11 protein-coding genes and 1 tRNA gene are annotated in these 11,745 nt (G+C 69.3%); 3 read left to right on the top strand and 9 right to left on the bottom strand.

Annotation, left to right across the window (positions count from 1 at the left end):
• Nucleotides 1-114 precede the first annotated feature (114 nt).
• The 4 genes from ACQEU1_RS19030 to ACQEU1_RS19015 form a co-directional block, all read right to left on the bottom strand.
• Nucleotides 115-188: transfer RNA gene (locus ACQEU1_RS19030), tRNA-Lys, on the bottom strand.
• A 77-nt stretch (nucleotides 189-265) separates the two neighbouring features.
• Nucleotides 266-877, bottom strand: coding sequence for a lysoplasmalogenase (locus ACQEU1_RS19025; RefSeq protein ID WP_433203148.1), 612 nt, complete (start codon nucleotides 875-877; stop codon nucleotides 266-268).
• A gap of 38 nt (nucleotides 878-915) precedes the next feature.
• Nucleotides 916-3,183 carry a M4 family metallopeptidase gene (locus tag ACQEU1_RS19020; RefSeq protein WP_433203145.1) on the bottom strand — a complete coding sequence of 756 codons (2,268 nt, stop codon included), beginning with the start codon at nucleotides 3,181-3,183 and terminating at the stop codon, nucleotides 916-918.
• A gap of 128 nt (nucleotides 3,184-3,311) precedes the next feature.
• Nucleotides 3,312-4,850 (bottom strand): flavin-containing monooxygenase, encoded by a 1,539-nt coding sequence (locus ACQEU1_RS19015; protein WP_433203142.1) that lies wholly within the window; start codon nucleotides 4,848-4,850, stop codon nucleotides 3,312-3,314.
• Between the two features lie 101 nt (nucleotides 4,851-4,951).
• Between ACQEU1_RS19015 and ACQEU1_RS19010 the strand changes: the two genes are divergently transcribed.
• Entirely contained in the window at nucleotides 4,952-5,578 is a 627-nt protein-coding gene (locus tag ACQEU1_RS19010; protein WP_433203139.1) for a TetR/AcrR family transcriptional regulator, read from the top strand.
• 89 nt (nucleotides 5,579-5,667) lie between these two features.
• Here the strand turns inward: ACQEU1_RS19010 and ACQEU1_RS19005 are convergent, their stop codons facing one another.
• The 3 genes from ACQEU1_RS19005 to ACQEU1_RS18995 form a co-directional block, all read right to left on the bottom strand.
• Complete coding sequence (locus tag ACQEU1_RS19005; RefSeq protein WP_433203136.1) at nucleotides 5,668-6,450, bottom strand: hypothetical protein; 783 nt, start codon at nucleotides 6,448-6,450, stop codon at nucleotides 5,668-5,670.
• A gap of 156 nt (nucleotides 6,451-6,606) precedes the next feature.
• Nucleotides 6,607-7,797 (bottom strand): amidohydrolase, encoded by a 1,191-nt coding sequence (locus tag ACQEU1_RS19000; RefSeq protein WP_433203134.1) that lies wholly within the window; start codon nucleotides 7,795-7,797, stop codon nucleotides 6,607-6,609.
• A 10-nt stretch (nucleotides 7,798-7,807) separates the two neighbouring features.
• Nucleotides 7,808-8,245: a MarR family winged helix-turn-helix transcriptional regulator gene (locus ACQEU1_RS18995; RefSeq protein WP_433203131.1), complete on the bottom strand. Its 438-nt coding sequence runs from the start codon at nucleotides 8,243-8,245 to the stop codon at nucleotides 7,808-7,810.
• Nucleotides 8,246-8,291: 46 nt separating this feature from the next.
• Here ACQEU1_RS18995 and ACQEU1_RS18990 point away from each other — a divergent pair, with 46 nt between their 5' ends.
• Nucleotides 8,292-8,861, top strand: a complete 570-nt coding sequence (locus ACQEU1_RS18990) for a TIGR03086 family metal-binding protein (protein WP_433203128.1) — start codon at nucleotides 8,292-8,294, stop codon at nucleotides 8,859-8,861.
• Here the strand turns inward: ACQEU1_RS18990 and ACQEU1_RS18985 are convergent.
• Complete coding sequence (locus tag ACQEU1_RS18985; RefSeq protein ID WP_433211579.1) at nucleotides 8,844-9,533, bottom strand: class I SAM-dependent methyltransferase; 690 nt, start codon at nucleotides 9,531-9,533, stop codon at nucleotides 8,844-8,846. The genes ACQEU1_RS18990 and ACQEU1_RS18985 overlap by 18 nt on opposite strands.
• Nucleotides 9,534-9,637: 104 nt before the next feature.
• On the opposite strand from ACQEU1_RS18985, the gene ACQEU1_RS18980 reads away from it, so the two are divergent.
• Nucleotides 9,638-10,018: a VOC family protein gene (locus tag ACQEU1_RS18980; protein ID WP_433203125.1), complete on the top strand. Its 381-nt coding sequence runs from the start codon at nucleotides 9,638-9,640 to the stop codon at nucleotides 10,016-10,018.
• Nucleotides 10,019-10,076: 58 nt separating this feature from the next.
• Here the strand turns inward: ACQEU1_RS18980 and ACQEU1_RS18975 are convergent, their stop codons facing one another.
• Nucleotides 10,077-11,738, bottom strand: a complete 1,662-nt coding sequence (locus ACQEU1_RS18975) for a cellulose binding domain-containing protein (protein WP_433203122.1) — start codon at nucleotides 11,736-11,738, stop codon at nucleotides 10,077-10,079.
• Nucleotides 11,739-11,745: the final 7 nt, after the last annotated feature.

The raw sequence follows: 11,745 nt of genomic DNA, 5'->3' as shown, positions 1-11,745 counted from the left end.
GGGATGTCCTCGGGCTCGCAAACCATGATCCAGAACCACGAAACGGAGAATTCGGATGAGGACGCGAAAAGCAAAGAAGCAGGTAGAGACGAATCTCTACCTGCTTCTCTGGAGTACGCCGCCAGGGACTCGAACCCCGGACCCGCTGATTAAGAGTCAGCTGCTCTAACCAACTGAGCTAGCGGCGCTTGTTTGTGTGCCGGAGCCTTGCTCGTTCCGACATGAAGAACGTTAGCACGGGGGTTCCACCGAGTTTTCGCGGGGGTCACTCCGTGGACGCCGAGAACCCCGTGTGCAGGAGCCACTGGGCCGCCGCGTAGGTCGGCATGACGCCCGCCGACGCCACTCGTGCCGCGCGTCCCTTGAGGACGAACCGGCTCGCGCCGAGCAGCGCGTCTGACACCGCAAACAGTGCTGCACCAACGAAAACTCGCCGGGCGCCCGTGCCTCGGGCGGTGGAGGCGGCGGCGACCATGGTGCCCAGCGTCAGGGCGTACAGGCCTACCGGCTTGCCCATTGGGCCTGCCGCGCGGGCGAAGACGAGGGCGCCGACCGAAGAGGCGGCGACGATCGGGAGGACCGCCTTGCGGGAGCCCGGGGTGGAGCGGCGGGCCAGGGCCGCCGTGTAGCCGACGTGGGCGGCCAGGAAGCTGAAGAGTCCTGTTCGGAACGCCCGGTCGGAGTCGCCCAGCAGGGCTATGTCGCCTGCCCAGGAGCCGGCCAGGCCCAGCGCCATGGCGGGGTCACGGGGTGGGGTGGCCACGGCCAGGGCCGGCATCAGTGCGGTCTTCGTCACAGGGCGTGTCACGCCAAAGCGACGCACGGTTGCCGCGACCGAGTCCACGATCGCGGCAACCGCGTACAGCTCGTTCTTCATGAGCACCTCTCGCCGTTGAGGTGCTCAGACTAGGAGCCTCAGCTCAGGGTCACCGCCGTGTCGTCGATCACGAACGACGTCTGGAGCGACGCGTCCTCGACGCCGGTGAACTTCAGCGCGACGGTCTGGCCGGCGAACGACGAGAGGTCGAAGGTCTTCAGGACGTAACCCGCGGCCGCGTTGGTGTTGGAAAGCGTTGCCAGCGTGGAGGTTCCGGCCGTCACGGTCAGCTTGTCGTAGACGGTGCTCCCGGTCTCGCGGGTGTCGATGTGGACGTAGAACGTCAGGGACGCCTTGCAGCCGGACGGGATCGTCACCGACTGGGAGAGCGTGTCGGTGTGCGACGAGCCGTAGCCGTTCAGCCACGAGGACCAGGTGCCGGTGCGGGCGGGCTGGCCGTCGGCGCTGTGCTGGCCGATGACGCCCGAGCTGGCGGTCCAGGAGGCGGCGCCGGACTCGAAGCCCGGGTTCAGCAGCTTCTGGCCCGAGCAGTTGCCGCCGGTGCTGCCGACGGTCCAGGAGAACGACGCCGAGCCCGTCTTGCCCGCGCTGTCGGTCGCCGTCACGGTGACGTTCGAGGTGGCGGCGGTGGTCGGGGTGCCGGAGATGGTGCTGCCGTTGACCGAGAGGCCGGCGGGCAGGCCCGTGGCGGACCAGGTGTACGGGGCCGTGCCGCCGCTGGCCGACAGCGGGAGGCTGACCGCGGTGCCGACCTGCGAGGACTGGTTGCCGGGGTTGCTGACCGTCACGCCGCCGGTGGCGCTGCAGGTCGGGTCGGCGGACTGGGCGGGCACGCTGATGGCGTCCCAGGCGGCCTTGACCGTGTTGAACTCAGCGCAGCTGCCGGGGTAGAGGTTCTTGGCCGCGGTGAGGGTCCAGGTGCGGTACTTGAGGTACGAGCTGCCGGAGGTCTTGAGCAGCATGGCGTTGTAGAAGATCTTGATGGCCTTCTCGACGCCCAGGCCCGTGATGGACGTGTTGTTGCACGTCGTGCTGGTCGGCTGGCCGTTGGTCGGGTTGGTGCCCTGCGAGAGCAGGTAGAACCAGTGGTTGCCGGGGCCCGCGGCCGCGTGGACCTCGGTGTTCGGGATGGAGCTCGAGTAGCAGTTCGCGTGGTTCAGCGCGGACGGGTTGTACATGTTGCGGATCGGGCCGCGGCCCACGAGGTTGATCGTCTCGCCGACCAGGAAGTCCGGCGTGTCGTACGGGGAAGGCTCGTTCGCGAACCACTCGGTGGTGGCGCCGAAGACGTCCGCGACGAACTCCTGCGTGCCCGCGCCGGAGATGCCGCCGGGCGTGTGGTCGTCGATGCCGTGGCCGAGCTCGTGCGCGACGACGTCGATCGAGCCGATCCACTGGCCCGCGCTGTTGTGCCCGATCTGGACCTGGCTGCCGTCGTAGTAGGCGTTCTGGTCGTTCAGGCCGACGCGCATCGGCCAGCCGCCGCCGTTGCCGTCGAAACCGTTGCGGCCGAGCCACTGCGAGAGCATCTTCGACTCGGTCTGGGCGGCGAACAGCACGTCGACGCAGCCGGTCTCGCGATTGGTCTGGGTGCCGTTGCCCCAGGTGTCGGTGGTCTTGGTGAACGTCGTGTTGTTCGCCGCGTCCTGGCAGCTCACGTTGGTGAGCGCGGGGTCCTTGAGCGAGTAGTTCGAGCCGGTGTGCGTGGTGGCGATGGTGACGGGGTTCGGGCCGTTCCAGCCGCTGGTGCCGGTGCCGTGCAGGACGCGTTCCTGCTTGCGCAGCACCTTGCCGGTGGCGGCGTCCACGACGACGTCGAGCTTGCTCGGGCCCTCCGCGTCACGGCCGGTCACGGTGACCTTCCAGGCCAGCGAGGGTGCGGCGTCGAGGGCGTAGACGACCTGCTCGGCCGCGCCGACGCCGTCCACAGCGGACATCGTGGTGCGGGCGGTGGCCTCGGCCTGCGCCTTGGTGACGGAAGCCTTGGTCGCGGGCAGGTTGATGGTGGAGCTCTGGCTGACGGAGGTCTGCAGGACCTGGCCCGTCGAGTCGGTGACGACCACGAAGTCGCCGCCCACCACCGGAAGTCCCTTGTAGGTCCGGTCGTACGGCACGTACTTCAGGCCGTTGGTGGACGAGATGACGGCGTGCCGCACGAACGCGTCGTCCGCGCCGGCGTGCAGCTCTGCCGGGCGGTTCGCGACGAGCGTCGAGGCCGCGTCGACGGCCAGCGCCTCCGCGGACGGAACGGGCTGGGCCGGCGCGGCCTGGGAGCCGAGCGGGCTGATCACGGCAGCGACGAGTGACCCCGCCGCGGCCAGCACGAGAGAACGTCTCGCTTGCATTTTTCTCCTCGTTGCAGGGCGAACAGACCGGCCCTCGGTTGCAGGGGGAGCCGGGTGTCCGTCGAGGTGAATGTTCAGTCAGGGCAACGAAAGGATGAGCGGCAGCGAGATCGTTAACAAGTACTAACTTATTCACACAAATCATTCGTGCGCATTTGTAGGACTTGCGCCCGTGCATTCCTTTGTCGGACCTGATGGTCGATTTGCCCCGAGAAGTCGTAGTGCGCCAACGGGAAGCTCGACGCGGCCCGGTGGGCGCTGATCGTCGAGGTCGGCCGCAGCAACGTCGCCTCGCCGTGCTGGTTGAAGTAGTAGCTGTGGGCCGTGGCGCACTGCCCCAGCGAGAACACGGAGTTCTGCGCGACCTTCGCGCGCATCCGCTCGAGGAACTCGTCGTTCGCGCGTCGCGTGACCTCGAAAACCGACGAACCACGCGAACGCATCCCCGTGAACAAACGGCGCATGTGCGCCATCTGGCACTCGATCGTCGTGAAGTACGACAGGCCGCTGTAGGAGTACGGGCTGTTGAGCGACAGGTAGTTCGGGAACCCCGGCACCGTCACGCCCTCGTAGGCCTGGAACCGGTTCTGCCGCCACCACGCGCCGAGGTCCCTGCCGTCCCGCCCGATCACCTCGAACGCCGGGAAGTTGGTGTCCCACAGGTTGAACCCGGTGGCCAGCACGAGGACGTCGACGTCGGTCCGCCCGTCGGCGGTCACGAGACCACGCGCGTCGACACGTTCCACAGTGGACGTTTCAAGCCGCACGTGCGGCCGGGTGAACGTGCGGAAGTAGTCGTTCGAGAACGTCGGCCGCTTGCAGCCGAACGAGTAGTCGGGCGTGAGCTCGCGGCGCAGCAACGGATCGCGGACCTGCCGGTGCAGGTGCGCCCGGCACCAACGCTCGGCGAGCCGGTTCACCACCCGCAGCTGCTTGTACCGCACCACCCCGGAGATCATCATCAGTTCCAGTACCGAGCTGCCGAGCCACCGCACAGCCCGTTGTGCGAACGGCAGCCGCGCGAACAACCTCCGCACGCCAGGTGGAATCGGGTAGTCGGGCTTCGGGCTCACCCAGATCGGCGTGCGCTGGAACACCGTCAACGCCGACGCCTGCCGCGCCAGTTCGGGGATCAGTTGCACAGCGGTCGCGCCCGTGCCGATGACCGCCACCCGCTTACCGGTCAGGTCGATGGGCTCCCACGCCGCCGTGTGCACCACCCGACCCTCGAACGACGAGATGCCCGGGATGTCCGGCGTCTTCGGCATCGACAGGAACCCCGTCGCCGTCACCAGGTACCGCGCGGTGAAGACGGACGAGCCCGCCACGACCTCCCAGTGGTCGCCGCGCCAGCGCGCCCCGGTCACCGTCACGCCGAACCGCATCAACGGCCGCAGCCCGTGCTTCACCGCCACGTGCTCGGCGTACCGCTTGAGCTCCTCACCCGGCGCGAACAGCCGTGACCAGTGCGGATTCGGCTCGAACGAGTACGAGTAGGTCGAGGACGGGATGTCCACGGCGAGCCCCGGATAGCGGTTCACGTGCCACGTGCCGCCGAGGTCGTCCTCGCGTTCCAGGATCAGCAGGTCGCGCAACCCGAGCCGCTGGAGCTCGATCGCCGCGCCCATGCCGCCGAACCCCGCGCCGACGATCACCGCGTCGTGCATCCCGGCCTCCCGACCTGAAACGGAACCGCGTGTCAGTTTCGGAACGGTATGTCAGTTCGGCTCGTGATCACAAGAGCGCGCAGGTCATAGACTCAGTAACCATGACGTCCAGTGCCGAGCCCGTCAGCCGCGCCGAGCGCAAGAAGCAGGAGCTGCGCCGCGAGATCATCGACGCGGCCTTCGACTGCTTCGCCGACCGCGGCTACCACGCCACGGGCATCGCCGACGTGGCCGCGCGGCTCGGCATCGGGCACGGCACGTTCTACCGCTACTTCCAGAACAAGCGGGACATCGTCGACCACGTCGTGGACGATCTGGTCGGCCGCGTCACCGGCGCCCTCACGGCCGAGAACGCCCCGGACGCCGTGTCGACGCTGGCCGAGTACCGCGAGCAGTCCGCGCGCATCGGCGAGTCGCTGCAGAAGATCTTCGGCGAGGACCAGAGGGTGCCGCGCCTGCTGCTGTTCGAGGCGCCCGGCATCGACCGCGCGATGGCCGAACGCATCCTCGACCTGTTCGACCTGGCCGCCTCGCTGACGGCCGCATACCTCACGCACGGCGTGGAACTGGGCTACCTGCGCGCGGACCTCGACGTGGACAACACCGCGCGGGCCATCAACGGCATGATCCTCGGCACCGCGATCTCGTCGCTGCGCACGCCGGAATCCCAGGCGGCGCAGAGCGAAGCGCTCAGGCGGGTCATGTACGACGGCATCGCCGCACGCTAGAACCGTTGGCACGAAAAGAGGTCCCGTCCACCGGTGCATCCGGTGGACGGGACCTCTTTCGTTTCAGAGCAAGGGTGTTGCGAGCCCGATCAGCCGATCAGGCGCGTGCCCTGCCAGCCCCAGCCGCGCGCGGTGGGCTTGTAGCCGTCGGTGTCGTTCCACGCGTACTCGAGCAGCGTGCCGTCGGTCGCGATGACCGTGAAGTGGTCGACGTCGCCACCGGCGATCAGCCGGATCCAGCGGTTGTCCCCGACCTCCGGGTACTCGGACAGGCCGCCCTGCCCGTTGACCCAGAAGGACAGCGAGTTGACCGTGTCGCCCTTGATCTCGATGAAGAGGTATGGGTCGAGACCCGTGACGCTCTTCGTGCTCTGCCAGCCCCAGCCGCGGACGACCTTGGACAGGTTGTTGGAGCCGTCGAACGTCCAGTAGGCGAGCTCGCCCTGGTTGTTGACCTCGATGAACTGGTTCGCCGCGACACCGGTCACGAGGCGCGCGTTGCCCCAGCCCCAGCCGACGACGGCCTCGGTGTACGCGCCACCGTTCCAGGTCCACTTGGACAGCCGGCCGTCACCCTTGACCTCCAGGAACGTCTGGTTGTCGAGGGTCGTGATGGCGCGGGTGCCCTGCCAGCCCCAGCCGCGGACCTGCTTGGCGTAGCTCTCGCCTGCCCGCTGCCAGTGCACGAGCTCACCGGCGGCGTTGATCTCCAGGAACGACTGGCCGTCGGTCGTGAGCGGCTTCGGACCCCGCTCGCGCTCGACGCCCTTGAAAGACGGAACTTCCCCCTGCGCGGAGCTCGGCGCCGCACTGATGACGGTGACCATGGCCGCAAGACCGACCACGGCCGCGATTGCACGCTTCAGACGCATGATTTGACTTCCCCCAAAGAAATCTGTCGTGTCCGACGTGGCCATCTAAGCGGTCGAACGCGCAGGTCACAACCAATTTGTGCGCTATGTGAAACGCCTGCGACACACCGGACGATGGAGGGGGTAGGCCGGACTGCGCGCTCGTCCGGAAATCGCTTACCGCAGCCACGTCCTGGCGGCGACGACGAGCGCGTCGACCCCGGTGGCCAGCGTCGGCTCGATGTCCGGCGCGTACTCGGGGGCGTGGTTCATCGCGACGGGCTGACCGGGTTCGCGCTGGCCGAAGTCCGTGCCGCCGAGGAACCAGAACACCGTCGGCACGCCCGCCGACGCGCCGAACACGCCGACGTCCTCGCTCGCGTTCACCACCGCGCCCGGGATCAGGTTGTTCTTGCCGAAGTGCTCGGCGAACGCGGCCATCGTCCTCGTGGTCGCGTCCGGATCGGACACGAGCACCGGAGTGCCGTCGTACCAGTCGAACCCGGGCTCGCGCGGCGCACCGGACGCGGTGGCCTCCGCCCGCACGATCCGTTCGACGGCGGCCTTCACGATGCCGCGCACGTGCTCGCTGAACGACCGGATGTTCACGCCGATCTCGGCCGTGTCCGGGATGACGTTCTCCTTGGTGCCCGCCTGCAACCGCCCGACCGTGACCACGGCCCGCTCGGACGGCGCGATCTCGCGGGACACGATTCCCTGCAGCCGCACCACGCAATGCGCCGCCATCAGCACCGGGTCGACCGCCGTCTCGGGCGCCGAACCGTGGCCGCCGCGCCCGAACAGCGTCACCCGCACCGAGTCGGAGGCCGCCATCACCGGGCCGGTGCCGTACGCGAGCATCCCGGCGGGCAACGGGCTGACGTGTTGCGCCAGCACGACTTCCGGCGTGCCGAACCGCTCGAAGAGCCCGTCCGCGACCATGGCCCGCGCACCGCGCCCGAGCTCTTCGGCCGGCTGGAACACCACGAGCAACGTCCCCGACCACTCGTCGCGGGACGAAGCCAGCCGTTCGGCCGCCCCGACCAGGCACGTGGCGTGCATGTCGTGCCCGCACGCGTGTGCGACCGGCACGTCCTCACCGTCCGGGCTGGTCGCGCGCGCCGTTGAGGCGTAAGGGAGTCCGGTCGCCTCCAGCACGGGCAACGCGTCGATGTCCGCCCGCAGCATGACGAGCGGCCCGTCACCGTTGCGCAGCACGCCGGCCACACCCGTGCCGCCGATCTCGGTCGTGACCTCGTACCCCAACGGGCGCAACGCGTCCGCGAGCACGCCGGCTGTGCGGAACTCCTGCAACGACAGTTCGGGGTGCGCGTGCAGGTCGCGGTAGAGCGCGTGCAGGTCGGGCACGGGGTTCTCCTCAAGCCTTCTGGGACTCGTCGGCGAGCAGTGCCAACGTGCGCAGTAGTGTCTCGCGGTCGGCCGGGTCCAGCCGGGCGAGCAGACGTTCCTCGCCGCGCTGGATCTCCGCCTGGACCACGCCGTGGCGACGACGGCCCTCGGCGGTGATGCTCACCAGCCGGGCGCGGCGGTCCGCCGGGTCGCGGGTGCGTTCCAGCAGGCCCTCGGTCTCCAGTTCGTCCAGCACGCCGATGATCCGGCTCTTGTCGGCGCCGATGACCTCCGCGAGCGCGACCTGGGTACGCACCGGCTGCCCTTCGAGCGCGTCCAGCACGACGTAGCCCCACATGCTCAGGCCGTGCGCGCGCAGCACCGGCTGCTCGGCGGCGACCAGCGCGCGTTGCAGCGGCGCGATCATCGCCGCGAGGTCACGTCGCCGGCCGTCCACGGTTCGCATGATAGCGACCTTGCGGTAATCATGTGCACGTGCTTATCGTAATCGCATGCACATCAATGACCTGCTCGCCGTTCATCGGACCGCCGTGCTCACCAGCGTCGAGATCGTCTCGAAGGTGTCCACCGACGACCTGGGTGCCCGCACGCCGTGTTCGGAGTGGACACTCGCCGGCCTGCTCGCCCACATGACCGCGCAGCACCGCGGGTTCGCCGCCGCGGCAAGAGGAAACGGGAACGACCTCACGGCGTGGGAGGTGCGCGATGGCGACGACTACGCCGAAGCCGCTCACGACCTGCTCGCGGCGTTCGCGGAACCCGGGGTGCCGCAACGGGAGTTCGACCTGCCGGAGTTCGGGGCGAGCTTCCCGGCGGTCCAGGCCGTCGGTTTCCACTTCATCGACTACGTCGTGCACGGCTGGGACGTCGCCCGCTCGATCGGCGCCGGCTACGACCTCGCGCCCGAACTGGCCGAACCTGCGCTGAGGATCGCGCTGATGGTGCCCGCCGAGGGCCGCCAGGCGCCCGGCGCGCCGTTCGGTCCCGTGATCGACGAGCACGACGACGACCCGCTGCGCCGGATCCTGGCCGCGCTCGGACGGTCACCGGAGTGGTTCTGACCAACCGGACACGATCAGCCGGAACCCCGCGTCCCACTCGTCGAGGTCCAGCAGGTCCGCGTGCTCGGCGTGCCACCGGCCGCTGCGCAGGTCCTCGCGCAGCCGGCGGATGCCGCGGTCGACGGCCACCGGATCGGTCTGCGCCAACGCGGAACAGGCCGCGCGCACGCGTGGGTCGAGGTACGCCTCCGGGCGTCGCCAGTACGCCGGGAACACGCCGTCGGTGAAGTCCCACGGCAACGGCAGCGGCGTCACGGTGTGCGCGCCCAGTTCGTGCGCGATGTCGCCGGCGGACGGCCGAGTCCGTTCCAGCTCGGCGATCTCGGGCACGTACTCGCGGACGAACCAGAAGTCGGCGTGCAGGCCGGTGTCGTAGGCGAGGACGACCTGGCGCGGTGCGATCCGGCGCAGTTCGGCGAGCCCGCCGCGCCAGTCCGTCCAGTGGTGGACGGTCAGCACGCCCAGTGCCGCGTCGACCGCGTTGTCCCTGAGCGGCAACGCCTCCGCGACCGCGCGCACGGCCGGGCACGCGCCCGCCGGCCGTTGCCTGATCATCTCGCTCGACGGTTCGAGAGCCACCAGCGTGCGGCCTCGCGGTTCGTACGACCCGGTGCCCGCACCGACGTCGGCGATCGTCTCCGCCGTGCCCAAGGCCGTGAGGATTTCGGACATCCAGCGTGCATCGGTGCGCCGGCCCAGCGCGTAGCCGGTGCCGATCTCGTCGTACAGCGCTCGTTCCATCTGTGCCCCCAGGTGATCCTTGGCAGGATGCGTGCATGCGCATCAAATTCCAGGTTGTCACGTTCGACGCCGCAGACCTCGGTGCGGAGAGCCACTTCTGGGCGGGTGTGCTCGGGGGCACCGTCGAGGAGGACGGCGACTGGCACATGGTGGTGGTCGGCGGCGAACCCAGGATCGGCGTGCAGCTCGCTCCCGACCACACCCCGCCGACGTGGCCGGACGGGCCGATCAAGCAGCAGATCCACTTCGACCTGTGGGTCGAGGACTTCGCCGAAGCGCACGAGCAGGTCATGGCCCTCGGCGCGACCGTGCTGAAGCCGAAGCGCGGCAACACCACCGGCGACGACTTCCAGGTCTACGCCGACCCCGCGGGCCACCCGTTCTGCCTGTGCTGGCTCGTCGCGGAGCAGAGCTGAGGAAACGGCCGATGCCCGGCGGGACGGCGTCCGCCGGGCATCGGCCGCGCAGGGGTGGTTACGGGGTGACCTTGGCGTTCGTCAGGCCCTTCACCGCACCGGTCGCGGTGTTGGAGGCGTAGACGACGTTCGGCTGCGCCGTGCACTTCGACACCGAGGTGATGTTGATCGCGTACTGACCGACGCCCCCGAGGTCGGAGCGGTTGTTGCGCCAGACGTTGCCGCAGCCGTTGGGCAGGCTCGGCGTGGTGCTGGTGTTGTGCGTCTCGTAGCCGTTGGCGAACGTGCCGGGGCTGCGGAACGTGCCGGTGTTGTCCTCGATCAGGTAGTTGATGCCCTTCACGTCCACCCAGGAGTCGGCAGAGTTCTGGCCGGTGATCCCGGTGCCGTTGAAGGTGTTGCCCCTGATGATGCCGTCGTAGGTGCCTTCCTTGACGTCGATCGCCTCGGCCGCGACGTTCGGGCCGATCCGGTTGTTCAGCACCTGGATCCGGTCGCTCCGGTCGATGCCGCCGTTGTTGCCGTGGCAGGCCCAGTTGGAGTTCGCGGAACCGAGGTACACGCCCTCGCCGTAGCCGGGCTGCACGAGACCGGTGTCGGTGATGGTCGAGTTGCGGATCACGCTGTCACCCGACGAACGCCGGAAGTGGACCGCTTCCTCGTCCAGGTGGTGCACCGACACCGAGTCGATCGTGGTGTGGTGCGAGTTGTCCAGCACGATGCCCTTCTTCGACTCCTGCACGGTGAACCCGGTGAGGTTCCAGTACGGGGAGTTGAAGAGCCACAGGCCGTAGCCCGAGTCCCAGCCCGCCGTGGGGGCGGGGCAGGAGGGGGCCTCGCCGGTCGGGCCGTCGTTGATCAGCACCGCGCTGGACGGGCCGGTCAGCGTGATCGGCTGCGACGACGTGCCGGACTTCCCGTTGGCGAGGAACGAACCGCGGTACGTGCCCGCCGCGAGCTTGATCGTCTGGCCCGCCTGGGCGCCGGCCAGCGCGGCCTGGAGCTCCGCCGCCGTGGCGACGTTGACGGTGCTGCCACCGCCGCTGCCCGGGCTGGTCGTGGCGTTCACGGCCGTGCTCGCCGCCGACCTGTTGCCCGCCGCGTCCGTGGCGCGCACCGAGAACGAGTACGCGGTCGCGGGGGAGAGGCCGGTGACCGTCGCGGACGTGCCGGTGACGGTCGTGGCGACCGCGCCGCCCTGGAGCACCTCGTAGCCGGTGACGCCGACGTTGTCCGTGGAGGCGGTCCACGCGAGCGACACCGAGCCCGAGGTCACGCCGGTCGACCGCGGACCCGTTGGCACCGTGGGAGCTTGCGTGTCCGCCGGAGGGTTGCCGCCGCCACCGCACGCCGCGCCGTTGACGGTGCAGTTCGCGGGAAGGCTGCCGCCCGAGGCGTTGAAGCCGAACTTCGCCGACGCGCCCGGTTTGATCGCGCCGTTGAAGCTCGCGTTCGTGAACTTGTGGTGCTGGCCGGTCGAGGTCCGCACGGAGCTCCACGAGCTGGAGATCGTGGTGCCGGACGGCAGGTCGAACTCGACCGTCCAGCCCGCGCTGGCCGTGTCACCGCTGTTGGTGATCGTGACGTCCGCGCCGTACCCGCCGTTCCACACGGAGGTCTGCGTGATCGTCGCCTTCAGCACGGCCGCGGCCTGGGCCGGTCCGGCGCTCAGCAGGGCCGCTGCTGTCGCGGCGATCGCGCCCAGTGCGAGTGCTCTCATGCCGCGC

Source organism: Lentzea sp. CA-135723 (genome assembly GCF_050936595.1).
GTDB lineage: Bacteria > Actinomycetota > Actinomycetes > Mycobacteriales > Pseudonocardiaceae > Lentzea.
The sequence above is the reverse complement of the archived record's forward strand: the minus strand, read 5'-3'. Positions and strand labels throughout refer to the sequence as shown.

Coding starts and splice junctions, on each gene's coding strand:
- ACQEU1_RS19025 (WP_433203148.1), bottom strand. CDS start 877: ATGAAGAACGAGCTGTACGCGGTTGCCGCGATCGTGGACTCGGTCGCG.
- ACQEU1_RS19020 (WP_433203145.1), bottom strand. CDS start 3,183: ATGCAAGCGAGACGTTCTCTCGTGCTGGCCGCGGCGGGGTCACTCGTC.
- ACQEU1_RS19015 (WP_433203142.1), bottom strand. CDS start 4,850: ATGCACGACGCGGTGATCGTCGGCGCGGGGTTCGGCGGCATGGGCGCG.
- ACQEU1_RS19010 (WP_433203139.1), top strand. CDS start 4,952: ATGACGTCCAGTGCCGAGCCCGTCAGCCGCGCCGAGCGCAAGAAGCAG.
- ACQEU1_RS19005 (WP_433203136.1), bottom strand. CDS start 6,450: ATGCGTCTGAAGCGTGCAATCGCGGCCGTGGTCGGTCTTGCGGCCATG.
- ACQEU1_RS18995 (WP_433203131.1), bottom strand. CDS start 8,245: ATGCGAACCGTGGACGGCCGGCGACGTGACCTCGCGGCGATGATCGCG.
- ACQEU1_RS18990 (WP_433203128.1), top strand. CDS start 8,292: ATGCACATCAATGACCTGCTCGCCGTTCATCGGACCGCCGTGCTCACC.
- ACQEU1_RS18985 (WP_433211579.1), bottom strand. CDS start 9,533: ATGTCCGAAATCCTCACGGCCTTGGGCACGGCGGAGACGATCGCCGAC.
- ACQEU1_RS18980 (WP_433203125.1), top strand. CDS start 9,638: ATGCGCATCAAATTCCAGGTTGTCACGTTCGACGCCGCAGACCTCGGT.
- ACQEU1_RS18975 (WP_433203122.1), bottom strand. CDS start 11,738: ATGAGAGCACTCGCACTGGGCGCGATCGCCGCGACAGCAGCGGCCCTG.